The 20,741-nt window shown below is 69.5% G+C and carries 20 protein-coding genes and 1 tRNA gene; 12 read left to right on the plus strand and 9 right to left on the minus strand.

The features are described 5' to 3' along the window. The 7 genes from E8A74_RS42090 to E8A74_RS42120 form a co-directional block, all read left to right on the plus strand. Positions 1-379 (plus strand): winged helix-turn-helix domain-containing protein (locus E8A74_RS42090; protein ID WP_136934781.1); only part of this gene is annotated, 379 nt, incomplete at its 5' end. Further along, complete coding sequence (locus E8A74_RS42095; RefSeq protein ID WP_136934782.1) at positions 376-1,761, plus strand: ATP-binding protein; 1,386 nt, start codon at positions 376-378, stop codon at positions 1,759-1,761. The genes E8A74_RS42090 and E8A74_RS42095, both read left to right, overlap by 4 nt. Positions 1,762-1,892: 131 nt before the next feature. Then, a complete protein-coding gene (gene uppS / locus E8A74_RS42100) occupies positions 1,893-2,633 on the plus strand; it encodes a polyprenyl diphosphate synthase (protein ID WP_136934783.1) in 741 nt (246 codons plus the stop codon). Positions 2,634-2,689: 56 nt separating this feature from the next. Beyond that, positions 2,690-2,763, plus strand: a tRNA-Arg gene (locus E8A74_RS42105). Positions 2,764-2,840: 77 nt separating this feature from the next. After that, positions 2,841-3,401 (plus strand): hypothetical protein, encoded by a 561-nt coding sequence (locus E8A74_RS56185; RefSeq protein ID WP_136934804.1) that lies wholly within the window; start codon positions 2,841-2,843, stop codon positions 3,399-3,401. Next, entirely contained in the window at positions 3,398-5,101 is a 1,704-nt protein-coding gene (locus tag E8A74_RS42115; RefSeq protein ID WP_136934784.1) for a GMC family oxidoreductase, read from the plus strand. Before E8A74_RS56185 ends, E8A74_RS42115 begins: the two co-directional genes overlap by 4 nt. Positions 5,102-5,140: 39 nt before the next feature. Next, positions 5,141-5,755: a hypothetical protein gene (locus E8A74_RS42120; protein WP_136934785.1), complete on the plus strand. Its 615-nt coding sequence runs from the start codon at positions 5,141-5,143 to the stop codon at positions 5,753-5,755. Positions 5,756-5,776: 21 nt separating this feature from the next. On the opposite strand, the gene E8A74_RS42125 is transcribed toward E8A74_RS42120, so the two are convergent. From E8A74_RS42125 to E8A74_RS42150, 6 genes are all read right to left on the minus strand, one after another. Continuing rightward, positions 5,777-6,844 (minus strand): cupin-like domain-containing protein, encoded by a 1,068-nt coding sequence (locus E8A74_RS42125; protein WP_136934786.1) that lies wholly within the window; start codon positions 6,842-6,844, stop codon positions 5,777-5,779. A 10-nt stretch (positions 6,845-6,854) separates the two neighbouring features. After that, on the minus strand, positions 6,855-7,265 hold the full coding sequence (locus E8A74_RS53350) for a hypothetical protein (RefSeq protein ID WP_170229782.1): 411 nt from the start codon (positions 7,263-7,265) through the stop codon (positions 6,855-6,857). A 165-nt stretch (positions 7,266-7,430) separates the two neighbouring features. Then, complete coding sequence (locus tag E8A74_RS42135) at positions 7,431-8,528, minus strand: hypothetical protein (RefSeq protein WP_136934787.1); 1,098 nt, start codon at positions 8,526-8,528, stop codon at positions 7,431-7,433. Between the two features lie 129 nt (positions 8,529-8,657). Continuing rightward, positions 8,658-9,017, minus strand: coding sequence for a hypothetical protein (locus E8A74_RS42140; protein WP_136934788.1), 360 nt, complete (start codon positions 9,015-9,017; stop codon positions 8,658-8,660). 77 nt (positions 9,018-9,094) lie between these two features. After that, positions 9,095-9,967, minus strand: coding sequence for a hypothetical protein (locus tag E8A74_RS42145; protein WP_136934789.1), 873 nt, complete (start codon positions 9,965-9,967; stop codon positions 9,095-9,097). A 172-nt stretch (positions 9,968-10,139) separates the two neighbouring features. Next, positions 10,140-10,634 carry a hypothetical protein gene (locus E8A74_RS42150; protein WP_136934790.1) on the minus strand — a complete coding sequence of 165 codons (495 nt, stop codon included), beginning with the start codon at positions 10,632-10,634 and terminating at the stop codon, positions 10,140-10,142. An 81-nt stretch (positions 10,635-10,715) separates the two neighbouring features. On the opposite strand from E8A74_RS42150, the gene E8A74_RS42155 reads away from it, so the two are divergent. The 4 genes from E8A74_RS42155 to E8A74_RS42170 all read left to right on the plus strand — a co-directional run bounded on the left by E8A74_RS42155 (position 10,716) and on the right by E8A74_RS42170 (position 15,285). After that, positions 10,716-11,378, plus strand: coding sequence for a hypothetical protein (locus tag E8A74_RS42155; RefSeq protein WP_136934791.1), 663 nt, complete (start codon positions 10,716-10,718; stop codon positions 11,376-11,378). A gap of 24 nt (positions 11,379-11,402) precedes the next feature. Then, a complete protein-coding gene (locus E8A74_RS42160) occupies positions 11,403-13,202 on the plus strand; it encodes a sensor histidine kinase (protein ID WP_136934792.1) in 1,800 nt (599 codons plus the stop codon). Then, positions 13,199-13,951, plus strand: a complete 753-nt coding sequence (locus E8A74_RS42165; RefSeq protein ID WP_136934793.1) for a response regulator transcription factor — start codon at positions 13,199-13,201, stop codon at positions 13,949-13,951. Before E8A74_RS42160 ends, E8A74_RS42165 begins: the two co-directional genes overlap by 4 nt. A gap of 86 nt (positions 13,952-14,037) precedes the next feature. Beyond that, on the plus strand, positions 14,038-15,285 hold the full coding sequence (locus tag E8A74_RS42170; RefSeq protein WP_170229783.1) for an AgmX/PglI C-terminal domain-containing protein: 1,248 nt from the start codon (positions 14,038-14,040) through the stop codon (positions 15,283-15,285). Here the strand turns inward: E8A74_RS42170 and E8A74_RS42175 are convergent. Further along, on the minus strand, positions 15,270-17,603 hold the full coding sequence (locus tag E8A74_RS42175; RefSeq protein ID WP_136934795.1) for a spermidine synthase family protein: 2,334 nt from the start codon (positions 17,601-17,603) through the stop codon (positions 15,270-15,272). The genes E8A74_RS42170 and E8A74_RS42175 overlap by 16 nt on opposite strands. A 67-nt stretch (positions 17,604-17,670) precedes the next feature. Further along, complete coding sequence (locus E8A74_RS42180; protein WP_269749929.1) at positions 17,671-19,188, minus strand: amidase; 1,518 nt, start codon at positions 19,186-19,188, stop codon at positions 17,671-17,673. A gap of 210 nt (positions 19,189-19,398) precedes the next feature. Between E8A74_RS42180 and E8A74_RS42185 the strand changes: the two genes are divergently transcribed. Further along, positions 19,399-19,842, plus strand: coding sequence for a hypothetical protein (locus tag E8A74_RS42185; protein WP_136934796.1), 444 nt, complete (start codon positions 19,399-19,401; stop codon positions 19,840-19,842). A 3-nt stretch (positions 19,843-19,845) separates the two neighbouring features. Here E8A74_RS42185 and E8A74_RS42190 read toward each other — a convergent pair whose 3' ends face one another. Beyond that, on the minus strand, positions 19,846-20,706 hold the full coding sequence (locus E8A74_RS42190; protein WP_136934797.1) for a hypothetical protein: 861 nt from the start codon (positions 20,704-20,706) through the stop codon (positions 19,846-19,848). Positions 20,707-20,741: the final 35 nt, after the last annotated feature.

The following is a 20,741-nucleotide window of genomic DNA, read 5'->3' on the forward strand; positions in this document are numbered from 1 at the left end:
CACGCCCGCGCCGCCTCCCGCCGCCACGTCCGCCACCCCCTCCACCGCCGCGCTCCAGCCGCTCTCCGTCGACGAGGCCACCCGCAGGGCCTACGTCCACGACCGTGAGGTCGAGCTCACCCGCGTCGAGTTCGACCTGCTCGCTTGCTTGCTCGCGGCGCCCGGCCGTGTCTTCACGCGCGCGCAGCTCATCGACCGCGTGTGGGGCGACGGCTTCGCCATCTCCGACCGCACCATCGACTCGCACGTAAAGGGCCTTCGCCGCAAGGTCGAGTCGGCCGGCGGAAACCCGGCCTTCATCGAGACCGTGCGCGGCGTCGGCTACCGCGTCACCGACAGGCCCGCGGCGCCTCCGCCGGGCGCCCCGGATGCACCGTGATTCGCCTCCTCGTCGCCTCTGCCTCGGCCGTCGGCCTCATCCTCCTCGTCGCCTACGTCGCCTCGCGCATCGTCCGCGCCCGCACCCGCGGCACGAGCATCCGCCTCCAGGTCTTCCTCGCCCTCGCTGGCATCGTCGGCGCGTTCGCGTTTGGCCTCGGCCTCCTCGTCCTCGATCGCATCGAGGCCCGCGCCACCCTCCTCGCCGAGGACGCCGCGCGTGACGAGGCCGCCGCGATCGCCGCCGTCGTGGGCGGGGAGCTCGATGCCCGCGGCGCTTCCCTCGGCGACGTCGGCGGCCGCATCGCCCGCTCCGCCGATCCCGACGCCCTCCACTTCTCCCTCCTCGATCCCGGCGGCCGCCCCGTCTTCCGCGCCGGCCCGGCCCGGGGCGAGCCCGGCACCGTCTTCGTCACGGCGCCCATCCTCGTGCAGAGCCACGTCGTCGGCCAGGTCGAGGTCGTCAAGCCGACCCTCGTCATCACCCGCACCCTCACCGACTTCGCGCCCACGGTCCTCGCGATCAGCCTCGTGCTCGGCGCCGCCGCGGCGGCCGCCGCCGTCCTCATCGGCCGCGCCATTGCCCGGCCCATCGAGGCCCTCACCGACTTTGCCGTCCGCGTCAGCGAGGGCGAGCGACGCGCGCCGCCGCCCCCGGCGTTTGGCCGCGAGGTGCAGCGCCTCTCGCGCGCCATCGACTCCATGCGCCGCCAGCTCGAAGGCCGCCCCTTCGTCGAGACCTTCGCGGCTGACCTCTCGCACGAGCTCAAGAACCCGGTCGCGGCCATCCGCGCGAGCGCCGAGGTCCTCGCCGACGGCGCGCTCGAGGAGCCGGAGGAGGCCGCGCGCTTCGTCGGCCGCATCCAGCAAGCGACGGAGCGCATCGAAGCGCTGCTCGGCGACCTCTTGAACCTCGCGCGGATCGAAGCGCGCGGCGTCGAGGACGCCGCCGTCGTCGATCTCGACAAGCTCGCCCGGGACGCCGCGGCGCAGGCCCGCGAGCGTGGCGCGAGCGTGCACGTCTCCACCCACGGCGCCGCCACCGTCCGCGGCAGCGCCCTCTGGCTCTCCCGGGCGCTCGAGAACCTGCTCGACAACGCCGTCACGCACGGCGAGCCCGGCGAGGAGATCCACGTTTCGCTCCTGCGCGAAGGCGACGAAGTGCGGTTCACCGTGCGGAGCCGCGGCCGCATCCATCCCCACGTCGCCGGCCGCCTGTTCCGTCGTTTCGTCACGACGCGCGTGGAGAACGGCGGCACGGGCCTCGGCCTCGCGATCGTGCGCGCCATCGCCGAGGCGCACAGCGGCTCCGCGGAGTGCGCCGAGAGCGGCCCGCCCGAGGTCTCCTTCCGGATCACGCTGCCCGCCGCGAAGATTCTGTAACACAATCCACACAGTCCTCCGTTCCCGCGTAGGAGTTCTCCATGGAGCCTCCACGAATGCACCACGGCGGTTCCGTGGACGTGGGTGGTTGCATGGTGCATCCTCAGGCCGCACGGCTCGAAGGTATCCCCATGAACGAACGCTCGCTCCCTCAGCACATCGCGATCATCCTCGACGGCAACGGCCGCTGGGCCACGTCGCGCGGACTTCCTCGCACGAAGGGACACGAGGCTGGATCGCACAAGGTCCGCCTCGCGGTGCGCGCCTGCCACGATCGGAAGATCCCGGTGCTCACGCTCTACGCGTTCAGCGCGGCGAACTGGAACCGCCCGGGTGAGGAGGTGGGGAACCTGATGCGCATCTGCCGCGACTTCGCCGAGGAAGCGCACGACGATCTCGTGGCGCGTGGGGTGCGCGTGGTCGTGGTGGGCGACATCGACGACGAGGTGCCGACGGCGACGCGGAAGGCGACGGAGCGGCTCATCGCGAACACGGCGGGCGGGACGTCGATGACGCTGGCGCTGGCGCTGAACTACGGCGGCCGTCGCGACATGGTGAGCGCGATGCGGGCGGTGGCGGCGCAGGCGCGCGCGGGGCTGCTCCTGCCGGAGGACATCGACGCGCAGTCGCTGCGGCGCTTCCTGAGCACGAGCGAGCTGCCGGACGCGGATCTCGTGATCCGGACGGGCGGCGAGCAACGGCTGAGCGATTTCCTGCCCTTCGAGGCAGCGTTCGCCGAGCTCTTCTTCACGGACACGCTCTGGCCGGACTTCTCGGAGGCGACACTCGACGACGCTCTCGCGTTCTACGCGCGCCGCCAGCGCCGCTTCGGCCGAACGGACGAACAGGTCCGGCGCTCGGCGGAGGTCTGAACGGTCTTTTCAGACGGCCCGCGACCGTTTATGCTCGCGCGCGAACGCGAAAGCGAGCGCCCGTAGCTCAGTTGGATAGAGCGGCGGCCTTCTAAGCCGCGGGTCGCAGGTTCGAGTCCTGCCGGGCGCGCAGCCTCATCTCTGAAACAATTCACGGGGTTATGACCCCTCTCGGGAGGGCCCACCGTCCCCCAGCATGGGCCGTCGCTGGCGCCCTCTCGGGCTTCGCGTCGGGACGCCACCCCGCCCTCGCGGGACGCCATCACGCCCTCGCGGAACGCAACCACGCCCTCGCGGAACGCAACCACGCCCTCGCGAAACGCCACCACGCCCTCGCGAAACGCCACCACGCCCTCGCGGGACGCCACCCCGCCCTCGCGGGACGCCACCACGCCCTCGCGGAACGCCACCACGCCCTCGCGGAACGCAACCACGCCCTCGCGGAACGCCACCACGCCCTCGCGGAACGCCATCACGCCCTCGCGGAACGCCACCACGCCCTCGCGGAACGCAACCACGCCCTCGCGGAACGCAACCACGCCCTTGTGGAACACCACTCCGCCCTTGCGGAATGAGACCCCGCAGCCGCAGCCGGACGGCTCCGCATGCGCTGAAGTGGATGGGACGGGCGGGGGGTTGCGCAGGAGATCGGCGACCAGAAGGTTGACCAATGCGTCCACGGTGGGGCGCAGACGGAATCACGGCGGTGCAAGGCGGCGCCCCTGCCCGGTGCCAGCCGGTTCGCCCAATGATAAAATGGTGCGATGAAGCGACCTTCAAGGGCTCCTTGGCGTGCTGATCTGCCCGCATTCGCCGAGCGCGCAGGCTTCTCGCGTCGAGATCTCCTCAAACTCATCGGCGCATCGTCGCTCCACGCGATCGGCGCGCGCTCTCTCGCCGGTTGCAGTGTGGACGAGACGATCTCGCCGCTCCACGAGGTCTATGACTACGTCGTCGTCGGCGCCGGATCCGCCGGATGCCCGCTCGTCGCGCGCCTGCTCTCGGAGCCGGGCGTCACGGTGCTGCTCGTCGAGGCAGGCGGCAGCAACGATCGCGAAGACATTCGCGATTTCACGCAATCGTGGAAGCTCACGCAGCCGGACTCCGGGGTCGATTGGGGGTATACGTCCGAACCGCAGCCCGAGCTCTTGGACAGGGCGCAGTCCTACTCCGCGGGCAAGGTGCTCGGAGGCTCGAGCTCGATCAACGGGATGGTCTGGGTGCGCGGCCATCGAGACGATTTCGATGGCTGGGCTGCCCAGGGGTGCACGGGCTGGGGCTATGAGAGCGTGCTGCCGTCGTTCATGACGCTGGAGACCTACACGGCCGGCGATCCCGCCTACCACGGCACCATGGGCCCGATGGTCCCGACCACGGAGTTTACCTCGAAAAACGACCTCTCCAAGGGCGTACTCGATGCCGTCATGAAGTTGGGGTATCCGCTGAACCAGGATTACAACGGCGCCTCGCCCTACGGGGTCGGGTTTACGCAGCTCAACGTCGACGTCAAGACGGGGGCTCGGCAGGACGCGTTCACGAAGTTCGTAAAGCCGCTCCTCTCGAATCTCAACCTGACGATCAAGACGCTGGCGCGCGTCAAGCGCATCACATTCGATCCAAACCGGAAGGTCGACAAGGTCCTCATCGACGTGAATGGCGCCGAGATCGCCGTCCGGGCGAGGCGGGACGTCGTGCTCTGCACGGGCACGGTCCATACGCCCCAGCTCCTCATGCTCTCTGGGATCGGGAGCGCCGCCGAGCTCGCGATGTTCGGGATCGAGCACGTCGCCGACGTGCCCGGCGTCGGGCAGAACCTGCAAGATCACCTGATCTCGGTGGTCGTCAAGAAGCTCAGGATGCCAAACGCGCCGAGCCACATCACGACCATGGACGTATCGATTTTCACGAACGGAGCGCCCGGCGCCGTGAACGGTCCGCCTCGGTTCGAGGTCCAGTCCTATTATATGCGCCATGGCTGGAGCGACTATCCGTCGGAGGCGCTCGCGCTCGGCTGCATCAACCTTCACCCCACGAGCCGTGGCCAGGTCAAGCTGCGCTCGGCCGATCCTCGCGAGGCGCCGATCATCGAGCCGAATTTCCTGAGCACAGCGGAGGACTGGGCCACGCAACTCGAGGGCTACAAGATGATCCGCCAGATCCTCAACGCCCCGGAGCTTTTGGCCTGGGTCGAGGACGCCGAGCACACGCCGGGGCCGACCGTGGTCACGGACGATCAGCTCAGGGAGGCGTTGCGCAAATACTCCGAGGCCGATTTTCACCCGGTCGGCACGTGCAAGATGGGCGTCGATCCGAGCGCGGTGGTAGACCCGGAGCTCCGCGTGCGTGGCGTGACCGGCCTGCGCGTCGCGGGCGCGGCGATCATGCCAACCATCGTGTCCGGCAATACGAACGCGGCCTCGATGATGATCGGAGACCGCTGCGGGCGGCTGATGCTCGGCAAAGGATAGGCGATCGGCCAGCGGCGCTCGCAAGCGGTCCGGCCAGCCGTGAAGGGGGAGCAGGACCGCCTGGACCAGTACACCTATTGCATGTGCCTGGTCCTCAATACGACGGACGAGAGCACGCTCCTCGATGGGTTTCTCTACCGATCGATCCTCTCCGGCATGAAGGGTACGTGGGAGAAGCATCACGACCCGGGCACGTTTCATTACCTGTGTCCGTATGACGACGAGCACAAGTTCACGAAAAGCTTCGGGGACGCGTTGTCCATCGACGTCGGCCCGCGTCCGCTCATCATCGTGACGGGACACTGCAGACCCGGGGGCAAGAGCATCACCACCGATGACAGCAGACACGAGTTCGACCTTCATGCCGTCTACAACATCGTCTCCCCGTTCCTACCCGACCGGATCGCCACCGTGTTTCATTCGCAATGCTCCACGGGGCTGTCGGATGGCGAGAAGCCGTCCTTTCAAGAAAGATTCGACAGATTTATGTACGAGTACATGTCGACGGACCGGTATTATTCGATCGGCACATTGAGCACCTCCGTCCCGTTCTTGGGCAAGCTCCACGCGACGGGGCTCACGTTCGCGTACAAGGGGACGCCGCTCTCGCAGGCACAATACCTGGAGCAGTTGCAAGCCTTCACGGGCACCTGACGAAGAGCCGCACGCGCCGTCTCAGCCGAGCGATTCGCGCTGGCCGAGCGGGCGCCCGGGCCGGTGGTCGTAGCTGCTCGGCCAGCGAAAGCCCACGACGGCGAGCGAGAGGCTCGGGGACAGGCTCCATACCTCGTGCCACCAGCCGACCGGGATGAACAACGCATCTCCCGGCGCGAGCTCCACTTCGTGGACGAGCTCGGGGTGGGCTCGACGAACCTCGTCGCTCGTGTGCGAGGCGTAGAAACCCGTGGCCGCATCCGCGACCATCGTCACGCTGGGCGGCACGAGGGCGACGCGCTTCTTGCCGAGGACCTGGCAAAAGAAGTTGTTGGTCCCGTCGTGGTGCAGTTTCGTGTGCGTGCCCGCGGGCCCGAGCCAAAAGGAGATGGCCCCCCGGCGCGGCGGCGGGAAGAGATCGGGGGGCAGCTCGATCTCCTCCAGCAATTGTCCGAGCGAGGTGTCCTCGAAGGCCCGGTTGCGCGCGACGAGGTAGACGTCGTCGTCGACCGTGGTCGTGACGATATCGAGGTAGTCTCCGAACGGCATCTTCGCCCGCAGCCCCGTGAATTCGAGGTCAGGGCGCGCGTGCCTGGTTCGATCGCGGGCCACCTCGACCTCCACGTCGGCGAACCGTCGCCGGAGGTCCTCGAAGCGAAAGCGCGGGGGCCGTGGCCATTGCTCCACGTACCCTCGCACCACGAGAGGCGTATTGCCGAGCCAGTGCTGGCGATGAAACACGTCGGCCGGCGGGCACCACGAGACCTCCACGAGCGCGCCTGCATCTCGCCCGACGAGCCGCGGGAGCCGACATATCTCGCGAGCACGGGCGCGCTCGTCAATGGCGCGGACATAGGCCGGCGTGAGCGGCGAATGCTCGATCTCGTCGAGCGCATTCTCGACCACCGCCACGGGAAGACCTGCCCCGGAGAGCGTCGCGACGATGTCGCGGGGCGCCATGCCACGCGCGAGGTTCAGCACGATCCAATCGAGCGCGTCGGCGGAGAGCCTCTTCGCCGCTCGCCCGGACTTCGCGGTTGCCTGCGGAGAAGGGATGCCGCGCGTCCTGAACCGAGAGATGCCGCCCATCGGCGATGGCTTACTTGGCCTCCGGGGGTTGGGGCGACATGCCCCCGCCGGCTGGATTGGGTTGAGGCGGGATGGCACCGCCCGCTCCGCCGGCACCCCCGCCGCCACCAACGCCACCGACGCCCCCGCCGCCGCCCGGCCCGGGCTGCGGTGGGATCACGCCGCCCGCACCGCCGACGCCCCCGCCGCCGCCCGGCCCCGGCTGCGGGGGGATCACGCCACCCGCGCCGCCCGTGCCCCCTCCCCCGCCCGGCCCGGTCGAGCTCGACGTCGGATCCGGCGCCTGCGGCGGAATGTCGCCACCTCCGCCCGTCGTGTCACCGCTGCACCCCGGCAAGAGCGCCGCCGTGAGCGCAGCGGCTTGCCCGGCGCGGACGAGGAGGGACGTGAGCGGGAGCGGGGTCGGCGGGACGCGCTTCATTCTTTGACAGATAACAGCGAATCTGCATGGCCGTCAACCGCCCGTTCGTGAATCACCCCCCCATCGAATCGCGGCAGCCGCGGAACCAGCGATCGAAGTCGTCCAGCGTCCGAACGCGCTGCGGGGCTTCGTTGCATTGCCGAAACGGTGGGTCGGCGGGACGCTCTACGCGCCGCTTTTTCGCTTGGCTGGCGCCTTCTTCGTCGGCGCCTTCTTCGCCGGCGCCTTCTTCGTCGATGCGACCTTCTTCGCCGGCGCTTTCTTCGTCGCCGCCGCCCCGCCCCCGGCGAGCGCCTCCACCAGGAAGTCCCTCACGAGCGCCGTGATTGCATCGGCAGGCGCCTTCGGGCGCTTGCACTTCACATCGACCGACGTCGGGTCCAGCGCCCAGCCCTTGCCCTCGGCGCCGAGGAGCGCGGTCACCTCTCGCAGCGTTTGGCATTGCGGCGGGTCGCTGTGGATCGCCGCCATCCAGAAGGGCTCGGACCTGCCCTCGAGGACGTTCACCGAGGCGGAGCGAAGGGTCTTGCCGCGGACGAGATGGAACCGGATCACGATCGACGGCTGCTTCACGCTTGCCGCAAGGCGCTGCAAGAGCCGCGTCGCGGGCCCGAAGCTCCGGTCGTCGCCGGGAAACCCCGACGCCGGCACGCGCGCGACGAGCGCCTCGATCCCCTCCGGGGACCGGGGGGCGGCGGCGGCGAGCTCGGTCGCAAGACGCGCCGGCGACAAGCCTTTGAACAGGGTCGCGAGGTCGGACGACTCCACGCTGAAGGCGGCCACGACGAGGCCATGCCGGTGATAGTGCCGCAGCTCGTTCTTGCCGAGATCGAAGTCGCTGGTCGCGTAGGAGAGGCCCATGTACTTGCGGTACTCACGCCCGGAGCCTTCGCCGTCGATGTGCAGCCCGCTCCACGCGACGAGGTCGTCGAACGCCTCCTCCGAGGGGGAAGCGAGCACGAAGAACCAGGCCAGCGCGCGCGCTTCCGCGTTTCCAACCACCCACCGGGTCCAGCGTCCTTCGGCGACCTCAGCTTCGTTCGAGAGCAGATCCCACAGGTCGTTCAACGGGTAAGGCAGCGCGTCGCGGCCCTTTCGAGGAGGCCCGTACGCGAACGGCTCGCCGCGGCCGTGCTTCTGGTCCCAGGCGGCATGCCAGCGCCGCCACGCCGGCTCGAACAACCCGCGAGGGTCGGGAGGCAGGATCTCCCAGCCAGCGGGCAGCTTCAGGGTTGCGCGATTCGAGAGATCGAGGGTGTTCACGAGGAGCCGCTCCTCCCGCACCAAGGTCGGTCGGGGGCGGCGAGCCTAAAGGGCCAGCGTCGGGTTTTCCACCGTTTTCAAGCGCCCGTGCTGGCAGCTCGGCGCGTGACGAACGAAGGCGGCCCAGCGTCAGCGATAGACAGCGGGGGCGTTTTCGTATTGCACGAGCAGGGTGGTCATCTGCTGCTCGTACGTGAACGCGACGCGGCAGTAGACGATGCGGCCGCGGAGCCTGGCGAGCGTATGGAGATCGCCGCGCACCTCCAGGGACTCCGGATGTTCGCGGTGAACCACGGAGCTCTCCTCTCGATAGAACAAGGCGTCCGAATAGATCACGCCCGTGTCGACCACTTGCAGCCAGGTGCCCTCGTAGTTGTTCGAGAACATGCCGCCCTTTTGCTGCGCGATCCATACGTCGACCAGGGTGCCGTTCGCGAGGGGGACGGCCCCTCGCATGTCGATACGCATGACGTTGTTCGGCGCGCTCATGGTTCGACCTCTACACCGAGCACCTGGGACAAGTACACCCATCCCCGATGGAACGCGCCGCCGCGCGGCTCCTGCGATCAGCCGCCCTTGCAGACGTCGGCGCAGGTGCTCGTCGCATCGACACACGCGGAGGACGCGCAGTCCGAATCGGAGGAGCAGGGCGCGCCTACGGTGCCGAGCGGCGCGCACATGGAACCCTTGCACGTCGTGCCGGCCGCGCAGTCTTCGTCCGACGCGCATGGACCGCCCACCTGCTCGCGCGCCTGACACGTGTCGTCCTGAGCACAGCGAAGCTCCTCTTGGCAGTCGACGCTCCCCTTGCACGCCCCGCCGACGGCGAGCCGCGGCGCACACGTCCCCGCGTCGCACCGGAGCGCCTCTTCGCAGTCGAACGACGCCGAGCATGGCTCTCCGGCCGCCCCCTTCGCTTTGCACGCGGACGTCGACTGCCCGCTCGAATCGACGTTGCGCACGCAGCGGTCCCGGGCGCAGTCCCAGTTCGTGCCGCAGGCCTCGCCCTCGGGCACGGAGCCGTCCCATGCATCGATGCAGGACGGCGTGAACTTCTCGTCCACGCCCAAAAGCGCGCCCAGGATTTCAATCTCGGCGCAGGGGGCGGCGGTCAGCTCGGCGAGGCACGCCTCCGCCTTTTCCGGGACGAAGGTGCCCTTCACCTCGCCTCCGCCGCCGATGGCAATAAAAATCGCATTGAGGTCCGAGGCGCACGCGTCAGCGGAGCTCGCGTCCAAGCCGTGCGCGGCCCGGGCCGCCGCGTCGCAGCACGCGAACGTGCGGTCGCAGAGTGCCTTCACATACCTGGAGATGAAATCGCCGCTTGTCGGCTCCGGTCCTCCGCTGCTCTTGTCATCCCCGCATCCGGGCGCGACGGACATTCCGACGGCGACGGCCAAAAGGAGCGTCACGAGCATGACGGGTCGATGCGTGCGCATGAACAACCTCCTGGGCCCGATCCTATAGGGATCGCCGGAGCCAAGCCAGCGTGAGCCCATTCCCGACGTCAACGCCCGGCGTGGTGATTCCTACGAACGCGCGGAGGCGCATCCACGGCGCGAGCCGCTGTGCCCTTCGCGCGAGCCCCTGTGCCCTTCCAGCAACCGCGGCTCACCCCCTCATCGGCATGGCCATCGCCCCTCGGCTCGGCCCCTCGGGCGGCGGGAGCATCACCGTCAGCGCCTCGATCGCTGGCAGCGCGGGTCGGATCTTCGCGGCCAGCGGGAACGGCGTGAACGGCCCGCTGAACCAGAGCAGCAATACGTAACCGCCGAACGATTGCGCGTAGGCGAACGGCTCTTCATCGGCCAGCGCGACCGTGAAGCGCGCGCCGGGTTTGTCGTTCCCGGGCGCCCGCGCCCGTAGCACACGCTCGAACATCTCGCCGAGCGTGGAGCGCTCGCGCTCGAACTCGGCCTCGGTCAGCCGCAACGAGGGGACCTCGAGCGCGGCGGGGCCGTTCTGCGGTCGCCGCGACAGACCGTAACAGAGCAAGCTGCCCGCGAGGTCGCACACGATGGCGTTCGTGGCCCCCACGCCGTCCTGCAGGGACACGAGGAGGCGATGCAGTTTGAGCCACGCGGGAATCTCGTCGGCCGAGGCCATGGTCGCAGAGCCTACATCCCTACCGCCCGAGGCACAAGACCCGGGCAGACTCTCGACCTCACCCCATGTATCTTCCCCCGCATGGACGCCCAATCCTTCCTGGATCGACTCCGCAACGACGCCGACGTCGACGAGAAAGAAATCGCGAGATCGGCTCTTGCTGACAATCCTGATCTTCCCGCAGAGCTGCTCGCCTGGGCCACGCGGGCGATGAACGAAGAGGTCGTGGTCGAGCGCGCGGATGCCTCCACGTTCCTCGTGGTAGCCCTGGCCGTGACGGACCCCGCCCTGAAAGGACGCCTCCGCCTCGCCCAGGCCGAGATCATGGAGGCCTCGGGGGATTCCCATCAATATGTGCTCGACGCCGCGATCGACGCCGTCGGCTGGGCTCCGGACCTCGCACGCGCCTACGAGCTGATCTTCGACAAACTCCGCGGATCGTCCGATCTCGACTGGACCGAAGCATTCGAAAAAATGGGCGGACGGGGCCTCCCCGAGGACGCCCTCGCGCTGCTGCGCCACGTGATCGAGCGCGCCGAGTTCGGCGTCAAGACCGGGGACCCTCCCTATTTTCTGAGGTTTGGCCCCACGGACGGGGCCACACGCGCGGACGTCCAGGCGCTCCTCGAAAAAGGCCTCCTCGCCGAGGCCCTCGCGGCCCGCCGCGGCGCCACGGGGGAGGATTTTCCCACGGCGCGGCGGGGCGTCTTTCACGGCCCCGCGCTCGCCGTGACACGGCCGTGACATTTCCATGCGAACCTCCGCCTCGTGCTCACCGAACGCGCTGCGCGGCTGCGGGATCTCCTCCTCTTCGTGACGCTCGCGCTCCTGCCTTCGATCGCGGTGGGCGTGCTCGGCCTGCGCGCGATGGAGGGCGAGGAGGCGGCGCAGCGGCGCGAGGCGCAGAGCGCGCTCGACTTCAGCGCCGAGCGGCTCCGGCTCCGCGTCGAGCAGGCCCTCGCGGAGGCCGACGTGGCCCTCGCCGCCGCGCGCTTCGGCCCCGATCTCCGGGACGCCGAGCGCACCCTCGCCGGCATCGCCCCGCCCTTCGCGGCGCCCTTGCTCCTCGATCGCGACCGCGCCCTCGCCCTCCCCGCCGCGCCGCCCGCGAGCGCCGCCCGGCCGGCTTCGACAGAGCATTGCAACACCCTCGCCGCCACGTTCACCACCACGAAACACCCCGACACGCGGAAGGCCGCCCGGAAGGAGCTGCTCGACGTTTGTCCGGAGGTCCGCGGCGCCGGCGGCCGGTTCCTTTATCCCGTCGTCGCGCTCGTAAACCTCTCGGAGAGCGAGGCTCCGGCCCTCGTCGCCTGGATCGAGAGCCATGCGGCCTCCCTCGCCCCCGGGGAGCGCGAGGCCACGCGCGAAGAGATCACCACGGCGACCGCCCTCGGGGATGCCTTCCGCGCCCGCGCGCTCCTCGCCTTGAAGGGGTCTCCCTCGACGCGCGGCCGTATCCTCGAAGCCTTGCGCAGCGAGGAGGCCGCGACGGCGCTCCGCGGCGGCCCCGATCGCGCCGGCATGCTGCGGTTTCGCGCCCCGGGCGCCATCTTCGTCCTCCGCGCCCTCGACGACGGCCGGATCGCGGGCCTCGTCGTGCACGGCGAATCCCTCGCCGCCTCCCTCGACGCGGGGTTTTCCGTCACGCAACCCGGCGAGCGCGCCCTCTTCGCCCCCACGGTGTCCTCGTTCGGGGATCTCCGCGGGACGACCCTCCTCTCGCCCGGCCTCGCCATGCACATCGTCCCCGCCGATCGCAGCGCGCTCGATCGGAGGGCCGCGCGGAGCCGCCGCGTCCTCGCCGCCATCGGCGGGGGCGCCGTCGTCGTCTCGCTCGGCCTCCTCGCGTTGTTATGGGCGCGCATGCGCGCGGCGCGGCGCACGAGCGAGCTTCGGGTCGATTTCGTCTCCGCCGTCTCGCACGAGCTCCGCACGCCGGTCTCCTCCGTGCGCATGCTCGCCGAGCTGCTCGAAAGCGGGCGCGTCGAGCCCGAGGAGCAACACGAGGTCTTCGAGGCGCTCGCGCGCGAGTCGAAGCGGCTCGGCGACACGGTCGAGCGCATGCTCTCGCTCGGCCGCATGGCCAAGGGTCGGCTCGCCGCGGTGCGCGCCGAGGCCGATCTCGCGGCCGTCGCGGACGAGGCCCTCCTCGCCTTCGAGGAGCGATTCCCCGATGTGCCCGCGATCGAGCGCGCCATCGACGCCCCGGCCCCCGCGCACGTCGATCCGGGGCTCGTCCGCCTCGCCCTCGACAACCTGCTCGACAATGCACGCAAATACGCGCCCGACGGCGCGCCGTATCGGGTCGTCGTGCGGCGCGCGGGCGAAGCCATCACGGTTCGCGTCGAGGACCGGGGCCCCGGCATTTCGCGGCGGGATCAAGCGCGCATCTTCGAGCCCTTCGAGCGGCTCGACGACAAGTTGAGCCGGGAAACCGAGGGCAGCGGCCTCGGCCTCTCGCTGGTCCGGCACGTGATGCGCGCGCACGGCGGTAGGGCGCGCGTCGAGAGCGAGCCCGGCCGCGGCGCGACGTTTATTCTGTTTTTTCCAGGGAGGAAATCATGAGCACGAAGAGCCCCGCGGGGCGGCAGGAGACCATTCTCCTCGTCGAGGACGACCTCGGCTTGCGCCTCGCCATGACGAAGACCCTGCGATCCGAGGGATTCCGCGTCGAGATCGCGGGCACCGGCAAGGACGGCCTCGACGCCGCGCTCGCGCAAAAACCCGACCTCGTCCTGCTCGACGTGATGCTCCCCGGCATGAACGGCTTCGAGGTCTGTCAGCGGCTCCGCGAGGCGGACCCCGAGGTCCCCATTCTGATGGTCACGGCCAAAGGCGAGGAACTCGACAAGGTCCGGGGCCTGCGGCTCGGCGCCGACGATTACATCGTAAAACCGTTCGGCGTGGCCGAGCTCTGCGCGCGCATCGACGCGGCCCTCCGGCGGCGCAGGCGCGCCGAGGTCGAGACCGAGGTCCTCCAGATCGGCGACGTCACCGCCGACTTCCGCGCCCACACGCTGTGCCGCAGGGGCCAGCCGCTCGAGACGACCGCGCTCGAAATGCGCCTGCTCCGGTACTTCCTGCGCCACGAGGGCACGCTCCTGCCCCGCCAGCGTATCCTCGATGCCGTGTGGGGCGCCGACTACTTCGGCACCGATCGCACCGTCGACAACTTCATCAACCGCCTCCGCGCCAAGATCGAGGACGACCCGAAGAACCCCCGCCACCTCGTCACCGTGCGCGGCGCGGGCTACCGCTTCACGCGCGCCCCGAGCGCGGACGGCGACGGACCGCGCCCGGTGACCGAACGGTGACATGGCAGAGAAACTTCGTACAGGAACGCGCCGCATCGTGGTCTCCAGACGGCGCCGCGATGGCAGCCATACAGGAGGTCTCGATCATGATGAAGCGATTCGGCCGTGGTTTTGCGCTGGTTTCCTTGGCTTCGACGTTCGTGCTCGGTTGCGCGGGGGAAGGCACCGAGGGGACCGAGGCGCCCGCCATTCAGGCGGCGCCGGCCGGTGAGGCGTCGGTCGCGCTTCGTATCGAGCGGGTCGCGCGCGCGCTCGACCGGGGCGAGGATCCGAAGCAGGCGCTCGATGAGATCGTGACTGCGCTCACGCATCCCGCCGCCACGGCGACCGAGCAGGACGAGGCGACGCTCGTGCAGAGCCGCGCCCTCGAAGCCAACGGCGACATGGAAGGCGCGATCAGCGCCGTCGAGGCCCTCCTCGCGAACCACGCGGGCGATCGAGAGTGGTCCTTCTCGTCCCAGGCCGAGAAACGCCTCCGCAAGCTGCTCACGGGCAGCGAGGACACGCCGAAGCGCCGCCTCACCCCGGCCGAGCCGCCGGTCTCGATCTTCGCGGCCGAGCTCGCGAAGTATTTCCCGGCCGACGCGGGCGGTCGGTATCGCGTGCGGGTGCTCGTGTTCGGCGGCGACCGCCAAGTCTCGGGGGATCGGATCGGCACGTTCAACGTGGATGGCGCGCTGCGCGCCGAAAAAGAGAAGACGTGCCCGACGTGCGAGGTGAACGTCCAAAGCACCACGAACCGCGAGACGTCGTGGGTCGGTATTGTCCGCGCGCGCGCCGAGCTCGCGTCGTCGCTCGTCGTTTATTATTACGACCTCGAAGGCGGCGAGATCCCCGCGCGGTATGACGCCGCGTTGCCGCTGCCTTCGGCCGAGATCAAGGCGCGGCTCGCGAAGGGCAAGGGGCTCGTGGCGGCGAAGAAACGCGAGGGCGCGCCGCCCGTGATCCTCATCGCGGCGCCGCGCTTCGCCCAGCTCGACAACGTCGAGACCACGCTCGCCGGGATGGACGAGCTGCCCCTCGAAGCGACGAGCGTCGATGTGCCCGAATCCCTCGAAGCGGAGGAGATCCAGGCCGTCGTGCGGAGCCACTTCGGCGCGTTCCGGGGTTGTTACGAGGCGGTCCTCCAGACGAATCCAGCGGCGTCAGGTCGGATCTTGCTCGATTTCAAGGTGGACCCCGACGGGCACGTGGCGAGCCTGAAGGCCACCGCGGAGTCGGCCGCGCTCCGGTCGATGGAGACGTGCATGCGGGACGCCGCCCAGAGCTTCGTGTTCCCCGCGGCGACGAAGGAGACCTCGGTCGTGTATCCGGTCCTCTACACGCCCGGCTGAGACGATTTCTCCTCGCCCGCTCTCGCCGGCACCACGAGCGCAGCCACGAGATACGTCGCGGCGCCGGCCACGAGCAACCACCGAAACCCCGCGTGCATGGCGACGAGCGTCCCCAGCGCCGTCGCCACCACGCTGGCCACGCCATTGAGCCCCCAGCACCAGGGCAGAAGCTCGGCCGCGCGTGCGTCGAGGAGCCGCACGCCGAGCGGCGTCTGGGATCCGAGGAGCAACCCGAGCGGCGCGAGGAGGGCCAGCGTGAGGGCGAGGCGCAATCCGAAGGGCAAGCTCACGGCGAGGCCGAGGACACGGCCGAGCAGGAGCGCGTAGATCACGAGCAGCGCCGCGAGCAAGATCGCCCGCGCGCGCGCCGCTCGTTGCGCGCGCTCCACGCCGATCCGCGCGGTGAGCAGGCTCCCGAGGCCCGTCGAGAGCAAAAGCGCCACGAGCACCGTCGAGAGCGCATAGATCGGGTGCCCGAGGTACATCACGAAATACTGCACGAGCGCGACCTCGACGTAGACGAACCCCGCGCCGAGCCCGAGGAAAAAGAGGAGCGCGCGCAGCCTCTGGCCCCGATCGGGCGCCCGCAGAATGGAGACACGACGAACGAGGAGCGGGCCCAGGAGGAAAAGCGCCGCGCTCACGGCGCTCGTGACGAGCAAGCCCACGAGCGTGAGGAGCCCGTGTTGCAATTGCCGCTCGCTCGGGCTGCCGAGCACCGAGGCGAGGCGGCGCGCGGGCACGGTGTAGAAAAAGAAGGGGCGGTCGTCGGTGGGCGGGGTGAGGTCGGTCGGGGCGTCGGGCCATGCCTGCCTCGCGTCGGGCAGGGCGGCGAGGCGGCGGCGGAGATCATTGCCGGGCGCGTCGGGGGCGAACACCTCGTAGAAGTGGTTCGTCTGGCAATGGGCGCGGAGCGAGGCGATCTCCTCGGGCGTGAGCGGCGTGCGCTTGACGAGGAGCGAGGTCGAGCGCTCCTTGCCGCAGGCGAAGAGGTGGTCTTTGGGTTCGGCCGCGCCGGTCTCGCGCAGGGCGGCCGCGCCGAGGGCGAGGAGACGGGGAAACTCGTTGTCCCAGCGATTGACGAGGAGCGTGCCCTCCGGGGTGAGGCGCTCGATGAAATCGCGGAACGCCTCGACCGTGTAGAGGCTGTTCTCCGAGAGCGCGAGCGCCCCGACCGAGGCCGCGGCCCAGGTGTCCACGAGCGAGATCACGATGTTGCGGAACTGCACCGGCGAGCGACGCACGAAGCTGCGGCCGTCGGCGACCGAGACGTGGACCTCGGGCTTCTCGAACAGGCCGCCGCTGAAATCGCGATATTTCCCTCGCATCACGCCGTTGACGATCGTGGGGTTGATCTCCGCGGCGAACACGTCCTTCTGGCCCGCCTTGAGCGCGGCGCGGACGTCGCGCCCGCCTCCGGCCCCGATGACGAGCACGGGCCCCTGATCCCGGTGCAGGACATACGCCATTTCATCGGGGTGGAGCGGCGGCGTCTTGTCCGGCGCGAGGATGGCCGTGGCGGCGCTCGCGTCCATCCGCATCCAGGCCATTCCGTCCTGGGGTCTGTCGACGGTGATGAGCGCCATCTCATTCCATTGCTGGAACTCGACCCGCTTCATGTCGACCCAGCGCAGCTCGCCGAGCACGAGCCAAGGCACGCGCAGATCGGCCGCGAAGAGCACACACGTGCTGAGGACGAACGTGGCGATGACGGACATGGGCGCGGGCCGTTGCGGCCCATACGGCCCCTCCGCCTGCCGCGCGCCGAGGGCGAAGAAGAGCGCGGCGAGGGCGCAGAGCAAGCCGACGACGAGGCACGCGCGCGGGCCGCCCGCCCGGAGCGCGAGAATGGATCCGGCGCCGCCCACCGCAGCCCCCAGGAGATCGACGAGGTAGAGCCGGCTCACGTCCGCCGCGGCGTGGCGCAACGCCGCGGCCACCACGATGCCGATGAAGACGAACGGGATCGACGTCACGAGGTACGTCCCGGCGAGGCGCCCGAGGACGGCGAGGTCGATCGTCTCGATCGGGCGCGTATGCAGGAGCGTCACGACGGCGACGACGGAGGCGAGGCCCGCGAGGCCAGAGAAGAGCCCGAGGCGCGCGAGGAGGTGCGTCGGGCGGACCAGGGCGGGGGCGACGTACAAAAGGACGCCGCCGAGGCCGATGCCGAAGAGCGAGAGCGAAATGGCCAGGAAGGCGAGGTGATGGCCGAGCAGCGCCGAGTAGAGCCGCGTCAGCGCGATCTGGAGGACGATGCCCGCGGCTGAGATGATCGCCACGCCCGCATAAAGGCCTTGCCGTTGGGTGACTCGCACCGCCGGTGTTTATCACGAACCGCCGCGGGGACGGGAGCCTTCGAGGGGCCCTTTTCGCGGGATCAGCTCACGAGAGACCCGGCGACGCAGCGGCATGCACGGGGGCTCGTCGCGCCCGGAAGGACTGGACCTCCTCGATTTGCGCGCAGAGCCGGAAGAGGCGCGCGTCCTCGCCGAAGCGCGCCGTGAGCATGGTCCCGATGGGCAAACCGTCGGCATTCCAGTGGAGCGGCACGCTCGCCGAAGGCTGGCCCGTCACGTTGAAGACCGGGGTGAATGGGGAAAACGCATACGCGCGGTCCACGGCCATGTCGAGCAGGCGCGGCAGCCGCAGGAGCTCGGGGCGATCGAGCCGCGCCACGAGCTCCTGCATGCCCTCCTCGAGGCCCTTCGCGAGCAGTGTCCCGTGGGGCACGGGCGGCCTGCCGATCGTCGGCGTGAGCAGGATGTCGTGGTCCTGGAAAAACCCGGCGATCGCGCGCTGCACGTCGAAGAGCTTGCGCCGGTAATACACGAACGTCCCCGCGTCCGTGCTCCGGCCGACGAGGTTCAGGAGCCACGTCGTCCGCTCGACGTCCTCGCGCTTCGCGGGGCGGCCGAGGAAGGCCTCCGCCGCGCGGATCTCGGCGGCGACGAGCGCGCTGAAATGCAGGAAAAACCCTTTCGCGAACTCGCGCGCTTCGAAGCGCGGCCGCGCCGGCTCCACGTGATGGCCGAGCTTTTCGAGGAGCTTTGCCGTCTCCTCGACGGCGCGCCGGTTGTCCGGGTGGGGCTCGGCGCCGTGGAGGAGCGGATCACTCGTGAACGCAATCCGGAGTTTCTCGGGGGGCGAACCGAGCGCGGCCAGAAACCCCTGGTACGGCGCGGGCGCGTGGTACATCGCGGTCGCCTCGGGCCCGGCCGTCGCGTCGAGCGCGGCCGCGCTGTCGCGCACGGTGCGGGAAAGGACGTGCTCGGCGGCAAACCCGTAAAAACTCTCGCTCACGTCGGGGCCGACGGGGTTTCGCGCGCGCGTCGGCTTGAAGCCGAAGAGGCCACAACACGAGGCCGGGATGCGGATCGAGCCGCCGCCGTCGCCGCCGTGCGCCATGGGCACGATCCCCGCCGCGACGGCCGCGGCCGCGCCGCCGCTCGATCCGCCCGGCGAGTAGCCGAGGCGCCAGGGGTTGTGCGTGGGGCCATAAAGCTCGGGCTCCGTCGTCGGCAGGATGCCGAACTCGGGGGAGTTCGTCTTGCCGAAGACGACGAGGCCGGCGCGCAGGAATCGCTCGGTGAGCTCGGCGTGGTGGGCCGGGACGTTGCCCCGATAGAGGCGGCTCGCGGCCTGGAGCGGCACGCCGGCATACGCGGTGGCCATGTCCTTCATGAGGAAAGGCACGCCGCGGAAGGGGCCGTCGGGTAGCTGGCCGCGCGCCCGCGCGCGCGCGATGACGTGCATGCCGATCACGATCGCGTTGAGCCGCCCGTTCACGCGTTCGGCGCGCGTGATCGCCTCCTCGAGCAGCTCGGCGGGGCTCACCTCGCCCTTTTTCACGAGCGCGGCGAGGCCGAGGGCGTCGTGGTCGTCGTATTCCTTGAAGCTCACCTTCGTTTACCTACCAGATCGCGCGCGCCCGACTCAACGACGAAGGGCACGCCCGCCGCGCATCTCCTGCGCCGCCGCGCGTGTCTTGCGCGCCGCGCGGGGCCGCACCACGCGCGAGGGGTGAAACACCGGCCAGGTTGGTGTATGTAGGGCGACGAGCGAGCCCGGCACGCCAGGTGCTTGGGTCTTCGGTGCATCGAACGAGGCACGATGAAACACCAAATTCTCTTCGGTCTTCTCGCGGTGGGGGCCCTCGGCGCGGCCGGTTGTGGCACGGATTATTCGGGCACGTACAAGGGCGAGGCCACGGAGTCCGGTACGGTGAAGATCGCCGTCCCGCAGACGACGGACGTCGCCAAGAACGAGTCGCCGCCGCGCAAGGTGCCCGACGCGACCGTGACGGTCGCGAAGGACGCGAGCGGCTACACCGTGAAATTCGCGTCCTGCGAGATGAAGGGCGAGGCGTCGACGCCGACGCTCGTGGTCGTGAAAAACACGTGTGACGTCAAAGTGGCGAACTGGGAAGGCAAGCTCCCCCTCTCGGCGACGCTGAACTTCGACGGCACGGGCGCCCTCTCGATGGAGGTCACGGGTACCACGAAAAACGACGCGACCGTCGTTTCGTACGACTGGACGTTCAAGGGCAAGAAGTAACGTTCATTCGGGACAACCGATCGGCTGCGTGGCGAGGACGACGTCGTCGATCCAGATCGCGCGCGCCTCGTCGGGCAGATAGGACTCCCACCCGAGGTAGATCTCGGAGAAGAGCGGCGCCGTCCAGGGAGCCGCAGGGGTGTCCGGGTTCGTGCAGCCGTCCCCGGTCTCCTTCACGGCGAGGCCGGGGACGCCATATCCGTCGACGGAGAGCTGCATCGCGTTGTTCTGCCCGTCGAACTTCCATTCGAAGCACGTCCACCGCCCCACGGGTATGGTCACCTCGTGCGAGTGGGCCCAGCACGCCGTGTGCGGGGCGCTCATGGGATCTTCGTAATAATCGGGCGTGTCGTAAAACGCCGTGAGCTGGCTGCCGAGGAACGATCCCATCGCATCGAAGACCGGATGGTGCACACCATACCGGTAATAGGCCTTGTAGTTCTGTCCGGGGACGCGCCCCTGCGCCGTCACGAGCCCGATGCCCCCCGGCTCCATGGGCACGGATTCGACGAACAACATCGCCCGACCATAAAGCACGTTTCCCTCCGGGGGGAGCACCGAGGTGTCGTCGAGCGCGAGCATCACGGTTCGGAAATCGCCGCTCATGGCAGTCGAGGTCGCCGTGACCTTCACCGCGCGCGAGCCGCTCCGGGCGTTCTCCGAGGAGACGACGACGGACCCTCCCACCTCGACGGTGCGCCACTTGCCGCCGGGTTTGTCGCTGTCGGCGTACGATTCGAAGTCGTCGCAAAGGAGCGCCGTGTCGCAAATGCTGACGAACTGTCGTTCCTCGGTCGTGCACCCGGCGGCGCCCAGGGCGGCCGCGAGGAGGAGGAGCGCTGAGAGGTCTCCGTCGTTTCGCATGCCGCTTTTTATCACAGCGCTCGGCGAGACGGCAG

This window comes from Polyangium fumosum (assembly GCF_005144585.1).
Classification (GTDB): domain Bacteria; phylum Myxococcota_A; class Polyangia; order Polyangiales; family Polyangiaceae; genus Polyangium; species Polyangium fumosum.